Source organism: Carboxylicivirga linearis, from assembly GCF_018271995.1.
GTDB lineage: Bacteria > Bacteroidota > Bacteroidia > Bacteroidales > Marinilabiliaceae > Carboxylicivirga > Carboxylicivirga linearis.
In genome coordinates this window covers 64,782-84,120 of sequence record NZ_JAGUCO010000008.1, presented here as the reverse complement: position 1 = coordinate 84,120, position 19,339 = coordinate 64,782, and the positions used below count along the sequence as shown (strand labels likewise).

The following is a 19,339-nucleotide window of genomic DNA, read 5'->3' as shown; positions in this document are numbered from 1 at the left end:
AACTTGAAATCTAATGAATTTTTACTCACTCTATAATTTGGGGACCAGGTAGGAATTACCCCAAAAATGAACGTAGAATTTTACTACGATAGGTATTCTTCAGCCTTTTAATGGCTTTTTCTTTTATTTGTCGAACTCTCTCTCTAGTTAAATTAAATAGTTTCCCAATTTCTTCAAGTGAATAGGGAGGTTCTCCATTTAATCCGTAATATAACTTAATAATATCAGACTCTCTGGTGGAAAGGGTTGCTAATGATCTTTCTATCTCTTTTCGTAGCGAATCGTCTAATAAATGAGTGTCAGGACTAATGGTGTCTGATGATAATAGTACATCATATAAAGTATTGTCTTCGTCTTTCTTTAATGGTGCATCCATTGATAAGTGTCGAGATGATACTTTAAGTGCTTCACCAACTTCTTTAGGTGCAATTTCTAGTACTTTAGCTATTTCTTCAGCGGTAGGCTCTCTTTGAAAATCTTGCTCTAACCTCGAAAAGGCATTGTTTACTTTATTTATTGATCCTATTTTATTTAACGGCAGGCGCACAATACGCGCTTGTTCAGCTAAAGCTTGCAATATCGATTGACGTATCCACCAAACAGCATAACTAATAAATTTAAAGCCGCGTGTTTCGTCAAATCTTTGGGCTGCTTTTATCAGGCCCAGATTGCCTTCATTTATTAGGTCGGGCAGGCTTAAGCCTTGATTTTGATATTGTTTCGAAACGGATACAACAAACCTTAAGTTGGAGTTTATGAGTTGTTCCAGTGCTTTATTATCACCAGTTTTAATTTTTTTTGCAAGACTAACCTCCTCTTCTGCAGTTAGAAGCCGTACTTTACCAATTTCGTGGAGGTATTTATCAAGAGAGGGGGTTTCTCGGTTGGTTACCTGTTTTGTAATTTTAAGTTGTCTCATTTTTAACAGTTATTGTGTAGTTTAGGGGCTTCTTCATTCTATAACATGTTTTTAATCATTTGGTTCGTGTGTTGTTTTTAAAATTGCAGAAAAAAAAAGAAAACACAAAGGTAAATGCTGTTTTATTTTATGAATTAACTGTTTAATGTTATTAAATTATTTTGATCAGATACAAAGATTACATACATTTGTCCAGACAAGTAAAAAGTTGATGCCTGTCAGGTATTCAATTCTTTAATTAACTTTCAATTTAAATAAGAATTTTATTTAGTTCTAAGGACTTTCCTTATTCTATAGATTATGTACGATATTTTAGAGCTTAACAAAAAGCTACTTGCCGATTTGCGACAAATCGCTAAAGATCTTAATATAAAGCGAGTTGAGTCGTTTAAAAAACAGGATCTTATTTACAAGATTCTTGATGAGCAGGCTATTCAGGTTACTGAAAAAAAGAAGCCAGCTAAAAAAGATAATCAAGCAGATAAAAAACCACGATCTAAAAGACCACGTACTCAGCGTGATGGTGGATTGGTAGCATCTTCTGTTTCTTCTAAGGTGGCTGAAGCTGCCAGTTCTATGACTGATGAACCTCAGGCTGAGAAGCCGCAGGAAGAAAAACCAAAGGCTGAAAAGACGCCAGTTAAGAAGGCTGAGAAGGTAAAATCAGAAAAGCCTAAAGCAGAGAAGGTAAAACCTGCTAAGGAGCCAAAAGTTGAAGAGCCAGTTCCTGAGGAAAAGGTTGAAGCGAAAGCTGAAGATAAAAAAGACGAAGGAGTTACTAAGATAGAATCTCCATCTTCTGAAGCTCCTGTAAAAGAGTTGAAAAAGCGTGATGATCGAAAAGAGCGTTCAGATAGAAGTGAACGTCCTGAAAGAGATCATCGCAACCAGGATGACAAAGGCGGAAGAAAATGGCAGGATAAAAATAAAGACCGCAGACAGTTTGATCGTAAGGATGAAAAACCTTATGAGTTTGAGGGTATTATTTCTGCGTCGGGTGTTTTAGAAATTATGCCTGATGGTTATGGATTCCTTCGTTCTTCAGACTATAATTACCTGAATTCTCCAGATGATATATATGTGTCTCAATCACAAATTAAATTATTTGGTTTAAAGACGGGTGATACTGTGTTGGGATCTATTCGACCTCCAAAAGAAGGAGAGAAGTATTTTCCTTTAATAAAGGTTGAGCTTATCAATGGCAGAACTCCTGCTATTGTGCGCGACCGTGTTCAGTTCGATCACCTAACGCCAATCTTTCCAGATGAGAAATTTAATTTGACAGATGGACCAAAATCAAACCTTTCATCTCGTGTAGTTGATATGTTCTCACCAATTGGTAAAGGGCAGCGTGGTTTGATTGTTGCTCAGCCAAAAACAGGTAAAACCGTATTGCTTAAGGATGTGGCAAATGCAATTGCTTCTAATCATCCTGAAGTATATATGATTATTCTGTTAATTGATGAACGTCCTGAGGAAGTAACCGACATGGCCAGAAGTGTAAATGCAGAGGTAGTGTCGTCTACATTTGATGAACCAGCAGAACGTCATGTGAAAGTGGCTAACATTGTGCTTGAAAAAGCTAAGAGAATGGTTGAGTGCGGACACGATGTGGTTATTCTTTTAGATTCGATTACTCGTTTGGCTCGTGCTTATAATACTGTTTCGCCAGCATCAGGTAAAGTATTGTCGGGTGGTGTGGATGCAAATGCTTTACACCGTCCAAAACGATTCTTTGGTGCAGCGCGTAATATTGAAAATGGTGGTTCTTTAACCATTATTGCAACAGCATTAACAGAAACTGGTTCGAAGATGGATGAGGTAATCTTTGAAGAATTTAAAGGTACGGGTAATATGGAACTGCAGTTGGATCGTCGTTTGTCGAACAAGCGTATTTTCCCTGCTGTGGATGTCAACTTGTCAAGTACACGTCGCGAAGACTTATTGATGGATCCGGAATTTATGAATCGTATATGGATATTGCGTAATTATCTTTCGGATATGACTCCGGTAGAGGCAATGGAATTTTTACACGATAGAATGAAGAAGACCAATTCAAATGAAGAGTTCCTTATCTCAATGAATGATAATTAGGATATTTCACCAATAATAGAACAGGTGGCCGTTTGTGAATAACAAACGGCCATTTTTTTATTTTTAATAATTATAAATAGCACTGTTTTATTGAAATTGTAATGTTGACATTGCAATTAAATGGCAAATGATTTTACATTTGTATAGTTAATAAATGACTATGCAATCATTTTTTGAAACACATAAGTACCTGCTTAAACATCTTGGAGTGCCGGTTAAAAGGGAGCTGATGGATCGGATTGATTGGAATCACAGGTTAATCGGTATAAAAGGTGCAAGAGGAGTTGGTAAAACGACATTTCTTTTAGATATAGCAAAAAGAAGGTTTGGGTTTGATAAAAGCTGTTTGTATGTCAATTTAAACAATCTTTACTTCACCGAAAGATCGATTATTTCATTTGCAGACGAGTTTCAGAAAAAAGGGGGAAAAATCTTAATTCTGGATCAGGTCTACAAATATCCCGAGTGGTCGAAAGAATTAAAATACTGCTACGATCATTTCACCGATTTGAAGATTGTGTTCAGTGGATCAGCTGTAATGCGCCTGCGAAAATCTGACTTAAAAGATTGCGTAAAAGTATACAATCTGGAAGGCTTTTCATTTCGTGAATATTTAAACATGGAAGCGGGGACAGATTTTCAACCTATATCCCTTGATGATATCATAAATAATCATGTTGAAATATGTGAAGATGTTATAAGTAAGGTTAAGCCCTTAGCTTATTTTTCCAACTATCTTGAGCACGGTTATTATCCTTTTTTCCTCGAAAAGAGAAATTATCTCGAAAATGTGGTTAAAAATATTAACCTGATTTTAGAGATTGATATCAGTTATCTTGAGCAAATAGAATTGAAGTATTTGCCCAAATTACGTAAATTGCTGTATTCAATTGCAAAAGTTGCTCCTTTTCAGCCAAATGTGAGCCGTTTAAGTCAGGAGATTGAAACCTCAAGAGCAACAGTGATGAATTACTTGAACTACCTGAAAAATGGTCGATTAATCAATTTACTTTTTGAAGATGGAGAGGTGGCAAAAAAGCCGGCAATGGTTTATTTGCACAATTCTAATCTACTATCTTCAGTGATGCATGGAGATGTGGATCAGATAAAGTTAAATCGCACATTCTTTTTAAATCAGGTTGGTGTTGAAAACAGTATTGACCTGGGAAAGAAAGGAGACTTTCTTGTGAATAAGCAATTCGATTTTACCATTATTGAAGAAGGACAAGTGAAGGATAAAACATATGATGGTTGGTATAGCCATGATATGTTAGAAGTGGGATCGGCGAATGAGGTGCCTTTGTGGTTGTTCGGATTTTTATATTAGAATTAATTCTTTTGAATTATATATTGATATAACCAATTAATTATTAGGAGTATATAAAATGGCTAAAGAAAAAAAGTTTATTACCTGTGATGGTAACCATGCTGCTGCTCATGTTGCATACATGTTTAGTGAAGTGGCTGCTATTTACCCCATCACACCTTCTTCCAATATGGCAGAAAATGTAGACGAATGGGCTGCAGCCGGAAGAAAGAACATTTTTGGAGAAACCGTTAAAGTAGAAGAAATGCAATCAGAAGCCGGAGCTGCAGGAGCAGTGCATGGTTCATTGCAAGCTGGTGCTTTAACTTCAACATTTACTGCATCTCAAGGATTATTGTTGATGATCCCTAATATGTATAAGATATCAGGTGAGTTATTACCGGGTGTTTTCCATGTTAGTGCTCGTAGTTTGGCTGCTCAGGCCTTATCAATCTTTGGTGACCATGCTGATGTTATGTCTGCTCGTCAAACCGGATTTGCTATGTTGGCAACAGGTAGCGTGCAGGAAGTAATGGATTTGGCTGGTGTTGCTCACTTAGCATCTATTAAAACACGTGTTCCTTTCATGCATTTCTTTGATGGATTCCGTACATCTCACGAAATTCAAAAAGTTGAGTTGATGGAACAGGATGATTTGGCTGGTTTGGTTGATCAGAAAGGTCTTCAGTCGTTCCGCGATAATGCATTGAATCCAGAGCACCCTGTTACCAGAGGTACAGCTCAAAACCCTGATGTATATTTCCAGGCTCGTGAGGCGCAAAATTCATTCTATGATGCATTGCCAGATGTTGTTGCTGATTACATGGATGAAATCAGTAAAATTACAGGTCGTAAGTATCGTCCGTTTGATTATTACGGTGCTGAGGATGCTGAGCATATTGTGGTTGCAATGGGATCTATTTGTGATACAATTAAAGAAGTAATTGATGCAGAGGTAGCGAAAGGTGAGAAAATTGGTTTGATCGCCGTTCATTTGTATCGTCCTTTCTCAGCAAAATATTTCTTCGAAGCATTCCCTAAAACAGTTAAGAAAATTGCTGTTTTAGATCGTACTAAAGAGCCGGGAGCTAACGGAGAGCCTTTGTATTTAGATATTCGTGATTTATTCTACGGAAAAAAAGATGCACCTGTTGTTGTAGGTGGTCGTTATGGTTTATCTTCAAAAGATACTACACCAGCTATGATGTTGAGTGTGTACGAAAATTTGAAAAAAGACGAGCCTAAGAATAACTTCACAGTAGGTATTGTTGATGATGTAACATTCACTTCATTACCATTATTACCTGAATTCAGTTTAGCTGCTGATGGTACTTTCGAAGGTAAATTCTATGGTTTAGGTTCAGATGGTACTGTAGGTGCTAATAAGAACTCAATTAAAATTATTGGTGATAACACAGATAAATACGCTCAGGCATATTTTGCATACGATTCAAAAAAATCGGGTGGTATCACTATTTCTCACTTACGTTTTGGTGATACACCAATTCGTTCACCTTATTTGGTAAATACTCCAGACTTTGTGGCTTGTCACGTACCAGCATATTTAAATATGTATGATATGTTGAAAGGCTTGAAAAAAGGTGGAACATTCTTATTGAACTGTTCTTGGAGCGAAGCTGAGTTGGAAACTCGTTTACCAAATCACGTAAAAAGTTTCTTAGCTGAAAACGAAATTAAATTCTATACAATTGATGCTACTAAAATTGCTGTAGAAATTGGTTTGGGTAACCGTACCAATACTATCATGCAGTCTGCATTCTTTAAAATTGCTAACGTAATTCCTTACGATCAGGCAGTTGAAGAAATGAAGAAAGCAATTGTTAAGTCTTTCGGTAAAAAAGGAGAAGGTATTGTAAACATGAACTACCAAGCTGTAGAGCAAGGTGGTCAGGTTGCTGAAATTACCGTTCCAGCTGAATGGGCTAAATTAAAAGATTCATTTGTAGCACCAAATAATCCTAATGCACCGCAGTTTATTCAGGACTTTGTATTCCCTGTAAATGCTCAAAAAGGTGATGATTTACCTGTAAGTATTTTCAAAGGTCGCGAAGATGGTACTTTGCCTCCGGGAACAACTGCTTTTGAAAAACGTGGTATCGCAGTTGATATTCCTGAGTGGAAAATGGATAACTGTATTCAGTGTAACCAATGTGCTTATGTTTGTCCTCATGCTGCCATTCGTCCTTTCTTATTAGATGAGGCTGAATTAGCAGGTGCTCCTGAAGGAACAGAGGCTAAGAAAGCAAACGGTAAAGGATTTGATGGCTTGCAATATCGTATTCAGGTAAGTGCATTAGACTGTACTGGTTGCGGTAACTGTGCTGATGTTTGTCCGGCTAAGACAAAAGCTCTTGAGATGAAGCCTTTGGATAGTCAAATGGCTGAGGCTGAGCGTTGGGCATATATGGCTGAAAAAGTTGCGATCAAGGATACCGTTATGGATAAAAACATGAACGTAAAAGCTTCTCAGTTTGCTCAACCATTATTTGAGTTCTCTGGTGCTTGTGCCGGTTGTGGTGAGACTCCATATATCAAGTTAATCACTCAGTTGTTCGGAGAGCGCATGATGATTGCCAATGCTACAGGTTGTTCTTCAATCTATGGTGGATCAGCTCCGGCAACTCCTTATTGTACTAATAAAGAAGGTAAAGGTCCTGCTTGGGCAAACTCTTTATTCGAAGATAATGCTGAGTATGGTTTAGGTATGGCAACTGCAGTTGATAAGATTCGTGATCGTATAGAGCGTTTCATGAATGAATCAATTGATGAAGTTAGCCCAGCTACCAAAACTGCATTCGAAGGTTGGTTAGAAACTAAGAATGATGGTGCTAAATCAGAAGCTGCATCAAAAGCTGTTTTAGCTGCATTGGCTGATGAAAAACATGCTATTGCTAAAGATATTCTGGCTATTAAAGATTATCTGATTAAGAAATCAGTATGGATCTTTGGTGGTGACGGATGGGCTTATGACATCGGTTATGGTGGATTAGACCATGTTATTGCTTCAGGTCAGGATGTGAATATTTTAGTAATGGATACTGAGGTTTACTCAAATACAGGTGGACAATCGTCTAAGTCAACTCCTGTAGGTGCGGTGGCTAAGTTTGCTGCTTCAGGTAAACGTATCCGTAAAAAAGATCTTGGTTTGATGGCTACTACCTATGGTTATGTATATGTTGCTCAGGTGGCAATAGGTGCTAATCAGGCTCAGTACTTCAAAGCATTGAAAGAAGCAGAAGCTTACCCAGGACCATCATTAATTATAGCTTACGCTCCTTGTATCGCTCACGGTATCCGTACCGGTATGGGTAAAACGCAGGAAGAAGGTAAGAAAGCTGTTGAATGTGGATACTGGCACTTGTATCGTTACAATCCAATGAACGAAGAGGAAGGTAAGAATCCGTTTATGCTTGATTCGAAACCACCACAATGGGATAAATTCCAAAGTTTCTTGAGTAACGAGGTTCGTTATACTGCCTTAATGAAAGCTTTCCCTGAAGATGCGAAAGTTTTATTTAACGCAGCAGAGACAAATGCTAAATGGCGCTATAGTGCTTATAAGCGCTTGTCTGAAATTGATTATGAAGTAATTGAATAATTGCAACATATTTTATTAGAAAAGCCGTTCCGTTGGAGCGGCTTTTTTTGTGCTATTACTTGAAATAGTATTTGTTTTTACCGAACTTGATTAAAGGCATTTGTAAGTGCTTCAGAACCATTTGAACAGACAATTTGTTTTATAGTTAGAATAGTATAAAACCCTTTAATATCACCTTAATTATGGATTTAAAGACCACTTACATGGGGATTGAATTGAAGAATCCCATTATTATTGGAGCCAGTAACCTGGTTTTAGACCTTGAAATGGCTAAGAAATTAGAAGATGCTGGTGCTGCAGCAATTGTTTATAAATCGCTTTTCGAAGAACAATTGCACCTTGAAGCTGCCGAATTAGAAGAAGAACTGCATGAGTATGATGAACGTAATGCTGAGATGATTTCTTTGTTCCCTCAGGTTGAACATTCAGGGCCAAGAGCGCATTTGTTAGCACTTAAAAAATTGAAGGAAACGGTTTCTATTCCTGTTATAGCAAGTTTAAATTGCGTATATGATGTAAGCTGGGTTGAATATGCTAAAAATTTGGAACAAACAGGAGTGGATGGAATTGAGTTAAACTTCTATTCGACTATATCAGATGTTGATAAGTCGGCCGGACAAGTAGAGGATGAAAGAATTGAAATTCTGAGAAAAGTTAAAGAAGCTATAAGTATACCGGTTAGTGTAAAGTTAAGTCCTTTCTACACTAATTTAATGAATGTAGTATATCGGATGGATAATAATGGTGCAGATGCATTTGTGCTGTTTAATCGTTTATTTCAACCCGATATAGATGTTGAAAAAGAAGATCTGAAGATGCCTTATAACTTAAGTAATAAAGGCGATAATCGTTTGGCTTTACGTTTTGCTGGTTTATTATCATGTAATATTGATGGCAGTATCTGTAGTAATACTGGTATTATGGATGGCGACGATCTGATTTCAATGATTCTGGCAGGTTCTGATACTGTTCAGGTTGTAAGTACAGTTTATAAAAATGGTGTTGTTCAAATAAGCCGAATGTTGGAAGATCTCACAATTTGGATGAAGAAAAAAGGATATGATAAGATTGAGGATTTTAAAGGTAAGTTATGTAAGAAAAATGTGAAAGATCCACATGCCTATAAACGTGCTCAATATGTTGATTATTTAATGAAATCGAAAGAGTATATGAAAAAATATCCTGTGCATTAAATAAAAAACATTGAAAATAAACCTTTTGTAAAGTGTTAGTTTTATTGAGCTGACACTTTTTTTATGCTCAAACAATTCCAAGTGATTAAAATTTTAAAAAAGATCATATAAAAAATATTCACATTAAAAAATTGATATTTTTTGGTTTTCTGTGCTTTGTCCTGCTAATTATTTATTAATATTATGAAAGATTTCTTGAGGAAACCTTGAGGGTGTTGGTGTCGGGCGTTGACAATGAGGTGATAGAGTGTGTTTCGAACAAGTGTGTATTCCTCTTTCCTAAGTTAAAAAACTAGCGAAAGCTTTTACAATAATTAGGAAATATTGCGATGTTTTAACGAAAATGGGCATAAAGTAATCCGTTGATTCGATTAAATCTACATTTTATATAACTAAATAAATCTAAGTATGAGCAACAAACGAGTTTACACCTTCGGTAATGGTAAAGCCGAAGGAAGATCTGATATGAAAAATCTACTTGGCGGTAAAGGAGCTAACCTGGCCGAAATGAATTTAATTGGAGTGCCTGTTCCAGCAGGTTTTACTATTACAACTGATACTTGTACTGAATATAATGAAATGGGCCGTGAGAAGATGGTCGGTTTGTTACGTAGTGAGGTAAAAGAAGCTATGAAAAAAGTCGAAGCTACCATGAATATGGAATTCGGCTCTAAAGATAATCCCCTTTTAGTATCTGTACGTTCCGGAGCAAGAGTGTCTATGCCTGGTATGATGGATACGGTATTAAACCTCGGAATGAATGATGAATCGGTTTTGGCGATTGCTAAAAAAGCAGGTAACGATCGGTTTGCCTGGGATTCATATCGTCGGTTTGTGCAAATGTATGGTGATGTGGTTTTAGGAATGAAACCCGAATCAAAAGAAGATATCGATCCATTTGAACAGATAATGGATGAGGTAAAGGAAGCCAAAGGAGTGGAGAATGATACAGATCTTGATGTTGATGATTTAAAAGATTTGGTTGTTAAATTTAAAGCAGCCGTTAAAAAAGTAACAGGACATGATTTCCCGGTTGATCCATGGGAGCAATTATGGGGTGCTGTGGCGGCAGTATTTGATAGCTGGATGAATCCTAGGGCTATTTATTATCGTCAAATTAATCAGATACCTGCAGAATGGGGTACTGCGGTTAATGTTCAGGCAATGGTATTTGGTAATATGGGCGATAACTCAGGCACAGGAGTGGCCTTTACCCGTGATGCAGCTACAGGTGAGAATATTTTCAATGGTGAATATCTTATTAATGCACAGGGTGAAGATGTGGTAGCTGGGGTTCGCACACCGCAACAAATTACAAAAGAAGGTTCGCTTCGTTGGGCAAAACTAGCAAAAGTATCGGAAGAAGACAGAGCTACTAAATTTCCATCTTTAGAGGAAGCTATGCCATTGGCCTACGCTGAGTTATTTGATGTTCAGGAAAAGCTGGAAAATTATTTTAAAGATATGCAGGATCTTGAGTTTACTATCCAGGATGGTAAATTATGGATGCTACAAACCCGTAATGGTAAGCGAACAGCTGCTGCAATGGTAAAAATTGCAATGGATATGCTTCGCGAAGGTATGATTGACGAAAAAACAGCTGTTCTTCGTCAGGAACCAAATAAATTAGATGAGTTGTTGCACCCTGTGTTTGATATGGATGCTATGGTTAAAGCAAATGTATTAGCTACAGGGCTTCCTGCATCTCCAGGTGCGGCTACCGGTCAGTTGGTATTTCATGCCGATGAGGCAGGAAAATTCCCGGTTACCATATTAGCTCGTATTGAAACTTCTCCAGAGGATTTGGAAGGTATGGACATTGCACGTGGTATTTTAACCGCTCGGGGAGGTATGACTTCGCATGCAGCTGTAGTAGCCCGTGGTATGGGTAAGTGCTGTGTGTCAGGAGCAGGAGAGTGTAAAATAGATGCTAAAGCTCGTACGTTAGCTGCCGGCGGTATGACTTTTAAAGAAGGAGATTGGATTTCGTTAAACGGATCTACTGGTGATATTTATGAAGGTAAGATTGCCACAAAAGACCCAGAGTTAAGTGGAGATTTTGGTGAGATAATGGAATTGGCTGATAAGTTCAGAAAGATTGATGTTCGTACCAATGCAGAAACCGAAAGGGATGCTAAAGTTGCTCGTGAATTTGGTGCACAGGGGATTGGTTTATGTCGTACCGAGCATATGTTCTTTGAAGGTGAACGTTTGGTTCGAATGCGTGAAATGATTCTGTCAGATGATGAAGCAGGCCGACGTATAGCTTTGGATAAATTATTACCTATACAACGTCAGGACTTTAAAGATGTATTGAATACTATGATTGGCTTCCCGGTTACCATTCGCCTTCTGGATCCTCCATTACATGAGTTTGTTCCTCATGAAAAGGAAAATCAGGAGTCGATGGCCAAAGAAATGGGAGTTTCAGTTGATGTAATTAAAAAGAAAGTAGAAGATCTGCATGAATTCAACCCAATGCTGGGGCATCGTGGTTGTCGTTTGGGTAACACTTATCCTGAAATTACTGAGATGCAGGCAAGAGCAATTTTAGAAGCTGCTCTTGAATTAAAGGCGGAAGGTAAGCCAACATTCCCTGAGATTATGATTCCATTGGTGGGAACAGTTAAGGAGCTGAAGATGCAGGAAAAAATTGTTCGGGATATAGCAGATCAGGTTTTCAAAGAAAAAGGAGATAAGGTTGATTATATGGTAGGTACCATGATTGAGATCCCTCGTGCAGCTCTTACAGCTGATGAAATTGCAGAGGTGGCACAGTTTTTCTCATTTGGAACTAATGACCTTACGCAAATGACGTTTGGATATTCTCGTGACGATGCCGGTAAATTCTTACCTGTGTATCTGAAACAAGGTATTCTGAAAAATGATCCTTTCCAGGTGTTGGATCAGGAAGGTGTTGGACAATTGGTTCATACGGGAATTGAAAGAGGCCGAAAAACAAACCCAATTTTAAAAGTGGGTATTTGTGGTGAGCATGGTGGTGAGCCTTCATCCGTTGAGTTCTGTGTTAAAGCTGGTATGAACTATGTAAGTTGTTCTCCTTTCCGTGTGCCTATTGCACGATTGGCAGCAGCGCAGGCAAGTCTACGATAAGCAAATAAATTAATTGAAATAAAGAAAGGTCGCTCGTTTGGGCGACCTTTTGTTTTTTTGAAGATATCTCCTAATATTGGTATTTGCAAGGATGATAGAAAGCATCGTAAATCATCTAATATCTAGCTTCTGACAGTCTAATAATTTTTTATTGAAATTATTTCAGTGGAATGAGTTTAAAAGTTTTGCAAATAAACTACTGACTACTGCCTAAAAACTAACAGTCTAATATCATTGATGATTAAGGATGATATTCTTCAGGCTGTTTTTATCAACAACACCCGACTGCCTCCAAACACTTGAACCATTCTTGAAGATAGCAAGAGTTGGTACTCCTCTTATTTGAAATCGCTGAGCAATTTCTGGATTCTTATCTACGTCAATCTTAATGATTTTGACTTTGTTCTCCATTTCTCGTGATAGCTCAACTAAAATAGGAGCTTGTGTTTTGCATGGACCACACCATTCAGCAAAAAAATCGACCAATACAGGCGTATCAGATTGTATAATACTATTAAAGTTACCTTTCATAAAACTCTTGTTCTGACAATTATGATGCAAAATCAAACTTTGAACTTAAAAACTCATTAAGTATATCAGAATGAGTTTCCATCAGGTTTTCTTTAAACCATTCTATTAATTGTTCTTGTTCTTTGTTGTTTAACCACTGCATTGATTTTTCCAGTTCTTTTTTCAATAATTCCGGATTTCCACTTACGCTTTTCAATACTTTTATTTGATGCTCCAACATGGTAAATTCTTTAAGGTTTTTATAGTTAGATTAGTATGCTTCAAAACAGTTAATTCTGCTTATACAGCGGGTTTAAAAGTTGTCAAAACTTTCTCTTTTAAAACATCAAACCATCTTTTTTTATTGTCTGATGCTTGGTTAAATCTTTCAAAAGAGTTCTTTCCTAAAACAGGAATTTCACGGTAACTTACAGATTCCTTTTTCTTTGGGATCTCTAATTTTAAAATGCCTTTTTTAAATTTTGAATTAATTTTTTCAACATCCATATCGTCCGTAATCACAATTTGAGTTGTAAATCTCGAATGACTTTTAAGCTTACGATTAAAATATGATGATTGTTTCTTGTTTGCGCTCAGTGTCAATAAATTGTTGATTAACTCAATTTTTAAGTCCTTTTTTGAGTATTCAGGAAGGTTAAATTCCCATCTATAATGTGTTGATGTGTGATTTGTTACTTGAATATTTGGACTGATAAACTGATCTATTGGTTCACTTAAACAAGTCTCGACCCAAGGATTAAAAAAACTAAGCGGATTACTATATATTATTGTAGTTTTCATGGCTCACAATTTTAAAGGTTAAATACTTATTGAGCGTTAAATCAATGTTTTTATTTTGACATTAGTATTTAAATAAAGGGGGCAGTTAATCTGCCCCGTTAGTTTACTTAATGTCAATTTGTCTCGAAGGTTTGGGCTTCACTTCTTCCCTTTTAGGTAAGGTAATGTGAAGTATTCCATTTTCATACGAGGCAGCAATGTTTTCTGACTCTACCATGCTTTCCGAAACAGTGAATGAACGTTGGAAGGATTGATAACTAAATTCACGACGAGTGACTTTTTCTCCATCTTTTTCTTCCTTTTCGTTTTTCAATTCCGATGATATTGTTAATCTACCATTGTCGTAGCTAACCTTAAAATCATCCTTCTTCATTCCGGGAGCTGCAACATCAATCAGAAACTCATTGTCGTTTTCTTTTACGTTAACAGCAGGCATTGTAGTATTAGTACTAGAATAATTGCTGTTATTCCAATCCATCAATTCGCCATCAAAAAATCGATCAAAGATTGAAGGCATTGATGGTAACCAATTGTTTGATAATCTAGCAAGTGTCATGGCTTGTTCCTCCAAAATTTTAGTTAAACATCAATTAATTTCGCTTTATAAATTTCAAATTAAATGCCAGAAATCAATCATTTTAATAATGCCGTTTTGTAATTAACAATAATTCAAATAGATAGAAAATGATAATAAATTTGGGATAAAAAGCTATGTGAAAAAATGTCAGTATGGGATTATATGGAGGTGTCATAATGACTTGTGTGTGATGGTTTTACTGTCAAAAAGACAATGTTTTGATACCATTCTTGAAAGCTCATTTAAATTGCAGATATAACAACAGCCATTGCTTCGGCATATTCTGTTATCTTTGCACAAAAATGGATTATGGGCAGAGTATTGGCTATCGATTATGGTAGAAAAAAAAGCGGAATAGCTGTAACAGATCCCATGCAAATAATTGCAAATGGACTAACAACAGTTGCTTCACATGAACTTTTTGATTTTATCGTAAATTATATGAAAGAGGAAGAGGTAGAAACGATTGTTATTGGTCATCCTACTCAAAATTCAGGTGAAGATTCCGAGTCGATGAAATATATTCAGCCCTTTGTGAATCGATTAAAAAACAAGTTGCCTCAAATACCTGTTGTGTGGGTGGATGAACGTTTTACATCAAAGATTGCTTTTCAGGCAATGATTGATGGAGGGCTAAAAAAGAAGGCTCGCAGAGATAAAGAGCTGGTAGATAAGGTGAGTGCAACTATTATTTTACAAACATATTTGGAACAAAATAGATTATGATTTATCCTGTTGTGGTGTATGGCCATCCGGTATTACGAAAAGTGGCAGATGAAATTAAGCAAGACTATGAAAATTTGAATGAGATAATTGCCAATATGTGGGAAACCATGTATCATTCTGATGGCATTGGACTTGCTGCTCCTCAAATAGGTAAATCTATTCGTTTATTTGTAATTGATGCAGATCCTTTAAAAGACGAGTTTCCTGAATTGGAAGGAATGAAAAAGGTCTTTATTAATGCTCAAATTGAGCTTTTAGAAAGCAAAGAGGTGACAGAATCAGAAGGATGTCTGAGTTTGCCAACAATCAGAGAAGAGGTGAAACGTCCTTCAAAAATTCGTATTAAATACGTTGATGAAAATTTTGAGTTGAAAGACGAGGTGTACGAAGGTTTTGCTGCCCGAGTTATTCAGCATGAGTATGACCATATTGAAGGTACTCTGTTTGTCGACTACCTGAATCCTTTAAAGAAAAGATTACTAAAGGGTAAGCTTACTAAAATATCAAAAGGAGACGTAAAGGTAAGCTATCGTATAAAAACGGCTAAATAACTAACTTTTTAAGTAAGTAATAAAGCCGGTAAGAAGAGTTCCTTCAGAAATGATCTTGAAGGATTCTTCAATGATAGCAGCTATGTGATATTGTATATCGCCATCAATTAATTTAGTAGAAAAAACAAGTGTATCGTTGGTAGTTGTATCAATAATAACACTCAGAACCATAAGTAAAAATCCGGTTGCTGTTATAAGTAAACCGGGTTTGTTTTTTATAAAAACTCTGTAATTCCCGGTCATGAAAATGGCACCGATTATACCATAGAAAAGAATAATAAAATCATCAATTTTATCAGTCCATTTTGTCTTTTCTAAATTGAATATGTTGTGAATCCATTGGTCCAGGTTTTCATGAATGAGAAACAATTCATCAAGGGCAAGAAATGAAAATCCTAAAGCGATTAGCAACCATATAATCTTCTTCGTATTTTGGAATGAACGAAAGCAAACTATTCCAATAATAAAAAGCTGTAAGGCCGAAAACTTTGTGATGAATCCATATTCCTGAAATTTCATTGATGGTTCTTTTTTAGCAATTCCCCATATTATCGCAAGAATTATAAAGATGAAATTGATATTCAGGATAATTGAGAATAAACCAAGAGCAGACTTATTGTTTCGATTCATTTGTTCGGGATTGGAGAAAACAAAGTAATAGAAAATTATGTTTTTGTAATCATTTATTTAAAAGCTTTAATAGGGTAAAAGAGTTAATTCGTAAAAAAAAAGCGGGATGGCGGCTAAATATCTATATTTTTAGTTATTAATGCTTATTGAACTTAAACCTACATGAAAACGATTACATCACTTATTATATTGCTTGTTGTTCTTGGTTGTGTACCTCAAAAGGATATCATTTATCTGCAGGATGAAGCAATGGTTGATACTCTTGTGAAGTATACGAATGAAAACGAAAAGATAAAGATTAAAGCCTTTGATCAATTATATCTTCAAGTTACTTCTTTAGATGATGGAAGAATAAATTTCATGAGTAATGATGCAAATCGTTATGGTGGAGGTCGTTCTGAGAATGATCTGGCAATGGTTTCGTATGTGGTTGATGATAAGGGGAATATTCAGCTTCCTATTATCGGACAGTTTTATGTGCTGGGTTTAAATACGGATGAGGCAGCAAATAAAATACAGAAAGAACTGGAAATGTATTTGAACGAGCCAACAGTAAAGGTATCATTTGTAAATAAGAATATTACAGTGTTGGGTTATGTTGAAAATCCAGGCAGGTATTTTTATGCAACAGAGCATATAAATATTTTTCAGGCTTTAGGAATGGCTGGTGATGTAAACGTATATGGCAACAGAAAATATGCAGTGGTCGTTAGAGAAGAAAATAATACGGTGACTAAGCAAAGAATAGACCTGACAGATGTTGATCTATTGGGTAAAAACACTTTTTACCTAAAACCTAATGATGTGGTTTATGTTGAACCAATGAATAAACGGAAATGGGGGATTGATACATTTCCTTGGGCGCTTATCTTATCAGGTATAACTACCTTTATTTTAGTTGCTAACTACATAAATAATGATTGATGAACGACACTTCGCAAAAACAAAATAAAGATCAATATCTCGACCTTAAAAAGGTAGTTAGTATAGTATTAAAGAAATGGTATTTTTATGTAATTGCCATTGTTGATTTTATACTAATAGCTTTTGTTCTGGGCAAAATTATTGCTCCAACCTATGAAGTGTCATCAAGCATTTATATTAAAGAAAATAGTAGTTTACAAAGTCAGAAAGCAACGGAATTTCTGCAAAGTTTTCAGCTGTTCGATCAGAACAGAGCTTTTCAAAATGAGATGCTGATATTAAAATCAACTCCATTAATCACTGAAACGGTTGAACAGCTTAATCTGGAAGTAGAATACTATCAAACATCCAATCTTATAGAAAAAGAAATTTATCATGCTGCTCCTTTTGTGGTTTTGTATGATTCAAGTCATGTACAGGCAATTAATGTAAGCTTTTGCATTGAATTCTTAGCAGATGGTAAATTTTATATTGAGGCCGAAGAGGATGAGGTAACAACAATTGATTATAGCTCGGGTCAGATAAAGAAAAGCATTGGTAATCTTGCTGTAGAAGGATCTTATTTTCAGTCAGATTTGGTTATGGATGACTTGTTTAGTTTCAGGGTGTTTTTAAAGGATGCTTCTCAACTTCAAGATATTGTTGGAAACCGGTATTGCTTTGTTTTTAAAGATAAAAACTCAGTTGTAAAAGGAATAAAGGATAATTTGAAGGTGGCACCTGAAAATCCCGAAGTTAGTATTGTTGAAATAAGGTTAAAGGACCATTCGAAAGAAAAAGCCATCGATTTTGTTACAACGCTGACAGATATTTATCTAAAAAAGAATCTTAACAGAAAAAACCATTTAGCACAAAATACCATTGCTTACATCAACTCGCAGTTAGAAGAGATTTCAGACTCACTAACAGTAGCTGAACATCGATTGGAAAGTTTTCGTTCAGGTAACCAGGTGATTGATATTTCAAGTAAAGCAACGCGTATATTTGAACGTTTACATCAGCTGGAACTGGAAAAATCAACAACCGACAGGCAATATCAGTATTATCAGTACTTAGATGAGTTTTTTGAGGAAAATGATGATCTATCAGACCTGGTTGTACCTTCATCAATGGGAATTACGGATCAGACCTTAAATGATTTGATGAGAGATTTAATTATTTTAGTTAATCAGCGAAGCGAGTTAATTGGTAAAAAGCAAGAGAAAAGTCCTTACCTGAGAAATATTGAGATTCAGATTGAGAGTTTGAAAAAACCAATTATTGAGAATATCGAATTCTCACTCAGAACGCTTGATCGCACAATGAATGATTTAAATAGTAAGATCAATGAGACTAAAAGAAGCCTGGAAGCCCTGCCGCGAACAGAGAGGCAGTTAGTTGGCTTCGAACGTAAGTTTCAATTAAATGATGCTATTTATACCTTTTTATTGCAACGAAGAGCTGAAGCTCAAATAGCAAAAGCATCTAATTTACCCGAGCATGAAATAGTTGAACCTGCTCAATTGATCAGGCAAGTATTTCCCAATCCTCAAATTAACTATAGTCTGGCTGTTTTATTAGGTATTTTGGTTCCATCAATGCTAATTATGCTGTTACGCTTTTTTGATGATAGAATAAAAGGAGAGCAAGCGTTGGATGAGTTTAGTGATTTACCCTTCTTGGGTTCAGTTCTTAAAAATACAGATAAGGAAGAAGTGGTTGTTGCTAAAAATCCGAATACGGCAATTGCAGAAACGTTCAGAACCATACGTACTAACCTGTTCTTTTTCATCAAAAGAGAAACGCATAAGACCGTGCTGGTTACTTCAAGTGTTGCTGGTGAGGGAAAGAGTTTTGTTTCGTTAAACCTGGCCCTTTCATTAGCCAGTATGGGTAAGAAAGTGGTTTTAGTAGGATATGATCTAAGAAAAAGCAAACAATATGCGAATTTGGTGGATGATCACAAGGTTGGATTAGCTTCCTATTATGTGGGTAGTAAAGTGTTATCTGATATTATACAAACCACCCAATATAAAGGACTGGAAGTGATTACACCTGGTGTGATTCCTCCTAATCCACTTGAGTTGATAGCAGGTGAAACAACCAAAGATATTTTTCGAAGTTTAAAAAAGCAGTATGAGTATATAGTTGTGGATTCATCACCAATTGGTGTTGTGAGTGATGCTTACTTTTTGATGCAGTATTCTGATATAAATGTATTTGTTGTACGCGAAAACTTCAGTAAGAAAACTATTGTAGAGTCGGTATTCGCTGATATGCAACAAAAAGAGGTGAAAAATATTGGTGTATTATTGAATGCCAGTCGATTAGAGGATAGAAAGTATCGATACGAGTACTACAATAAATACAATTCTGAAGAATCTGATTTGAAATAG

At 36.1% G+C, this 19,339-nt stretch carries 15 protein-coding genes; 9 read left to right on the top strand and 6 right to left on the bottom strand.

Annotation, left to right across the window (positions count from 1 at the left end; all coding sequences use genetic code 11):
* Window positions 1–55 precede the first annotated feature (55 nt).
* Window positions 56–919 carry a sigma-70 family RNA polymerase sigma factor gene (locus KEM10_RS12600; protein WP_212216368.1) on the bottom strand — a complete coding sequence of 288 codons (864 nt, stop codon included), beginning with the start codon at window positions 917–919 and terminating at the stop codon, window positions 56–58.
* Window positions 920–1,219: 300 nt separating this feature from the next.
* On the opposite strand from KEM10_RS12600, the gene rho reads away from it, so the two are divergent.
* The 5 genes from rho (at window position 1,220) to ppdK (ending at window position 12,245) form a co-directional block, all read left to right on the top strand.
* On the top strand, window positions 1,220–3,013 hold the full coding sequence (rho, locus tag KEM10_RS12595) for a transcription termination factor Rho (protein WP_212216367.1): 1,794 nt from the start codon (window positions 1,220–1,222) through the stop codon (window positions 3,011–3,013).
* A gap of 160 nt (window positions 3,014–3,173) precedes the next feature.
* Complete coding sequence (locus KEM10_RS12590; protein ID WP_212216366.1) at window positions 3,174–4,340, top strand: AAA family ATPase; 1,167 nt, start codon at window positions 3,174–3,176, stop codon at window positions 4,338–4,340.
* A 58-nt stretch (window positions 4,341–4,398) separates the two neighbouring features.
* Entirely contained in the window at window positions 4,399–7,938 is a 3,540-nt protein-coding gene (gene nifJ, locus KEM10_RS12585; protein WP_212216365.1) for a pyruvate:ferredoxin (flavodoxin) oxidoreductase, read from the top strand.
* Between the two features lie 182 nt (window positions 7,939–8,120).
* Window positions 8,121–9,131: a dihydroorotate dehydrogenase-like protein gene (locus KEM10_RS12580; RefSeq protein ID WP_212216364.1), complete on the top strand. Its 1,011-nt coding sequence runs from the start codon at window positions 8,121–8,123 to the stop codon at window positions 9,129–9,131.
* Window positions 9,132–9,539: 408 nt separating this feature from the next.
* Window positions 9,540–12,245, top strand: coding sequence for a pyruvate, phosphate dikinase (ppdK, locus tag KEM10_RS12575; RefSeq protein ID WP_212216363.1), 2,706 nt, complete (start codon window positions 9,540–9,542; stop codon window positions 12,243–12,245).
* Window positions 12,246–12,476: 231 nt separating this feature from the next.
* Here ppdK and trxA read toward each other — a convergent pair whose 3' ends face one another.
* The 4 genes from trxA to KEM10_RS12555 all read right to left on the bottom strand — a co-directional run bounded on the left by trxA (window position 12,477) and on the right by KEM10_RS12555 (window position 14,073).
* The gene (gene trxA / locus KEM10_RS12570) at window positions 12,477–12,776 is read right to left on the bottom strand and encodes a thioredoxin (RefSeq protein WP_212216362.1); all 300 of its coding nucleotides are present in this window, start codon (window positions 12,774–12,776) and stop codon (window positions 12,477–12,479) included.
* Window positions 12,777–12,795: 19 nt separating this feature from the next.
* Entirely contained in the window at window positions 12,796–12,996 is a 201-nt protein-coding gene (locus KEM10_RS12565) for a hypothetical protein (RefSeq protein WP_212216361.1), read from the bottom strand.
* A gap of 59 nt (window positions 12,997–13,055) precedes the next feature.
* Complete coding sequence (locus KEM10_RS12560) at window positions 13,056–13,556, bottom strand: Hsp20/alpha crystallin family protein (RefSeq protein WP_212216360.1); 501 nt, start codon at window positions 13,554–13,556, stop codon at window positions 13,056–13,058.
* A gap of 103 nt (window positions 13,557–13,659) precedes the next feature.
* Window positions 13,660–14,073 carry an Hsp20/alpha crystallin family protein gene (locus tag KEM10_RS12555; protein ID WP_262897925.1) on the bottom strand — a complete coding sequence of 138 codons (414 nt, stop codon included), beginning with the start codon at window positions 14,071–14,073 and terminating at the stop codon, window positions 13,660–13,662.
* Between the two features lie 369 nt (window positions 14,074–14,442).
* On the opposite strand from KEM10_RS12555, the gene ruvX reads away from it, so the two are divergent.
* Together ruvX and def are read left to right on the top strand one after the other, a co-directional pair.
* On the top strand, window positions 14,443–14,859 hold the full coding sequence (ruvX, locus tag KEM10_RS12550; RefSeq protein ID WP_212216358.1) for a Holliday junction resolvase RuvX: 417 nt from the start codon (window positions 14,443–14,445) through the stop codon (window positions 14,857–14,859).
* The gene (def, locus tag KEM10_RS12545; RefSeq protein WP_212216357.1) at window positions 14,856–15,410 is read left to right on the top strand and encodes a peptide deformylase; all 555 of its coding nucleotides are present in this window, start codon (window positions 14,856–14,858) and stop codon (window positions 15,408–15,410) included. Before ruvX ends, def begins: the two co-directional genes overlap by 4 nt.
* Here def and KEM10_RS12540 read toward each other — a convergent pair whose 3' ends face one another.
* Window positions 15,411–16,040: a hypothetical protein gene (locus KEM10_RS12540; protein ID WP_212216356.1), complete on the bottom strand. Its 630-nt coding sequence runs from the start codon at window positions 16,038–16,040 to the stop codon at window positions 15,411–15,413.
* A gap of 162 nt (window positions 16,041–16,202) precedes the next feature.
* Here KEM10_RS12540 and KEM10_RS12535 point away from each other — a divergent pair, with 162 nt between their 5' ends.
* Together KEM10_RS12535 and KEM10_RS12530 are read left to right on the top strand one after the other, a co-directional pair.
* Window positions 16,203–16,964, top strand: a complete 762-nt coding sequence (locus tag KEM10_RS12535) for a polysaccharide biosynthesis/export family protein (RefSeq protein WP_212216355.1) — start codon at window positions 16,203–16,205, stop codon at window positions 16,962–16,964.
* On the top strand, window positions 16,964–19,339 hold the full coding sequence (locus KEM10_RS12530) for a GumC family protein (protein ID WP_212216354.1): 2,376 nt from the start codon (window positions 16,964–16,966) through the stop codon (window positions 19,337–19,339). The genes KEM10_RS12535 and KEM10_RS12530 overlap by 1 nt, the downstream gene beginning before the upstream one ends.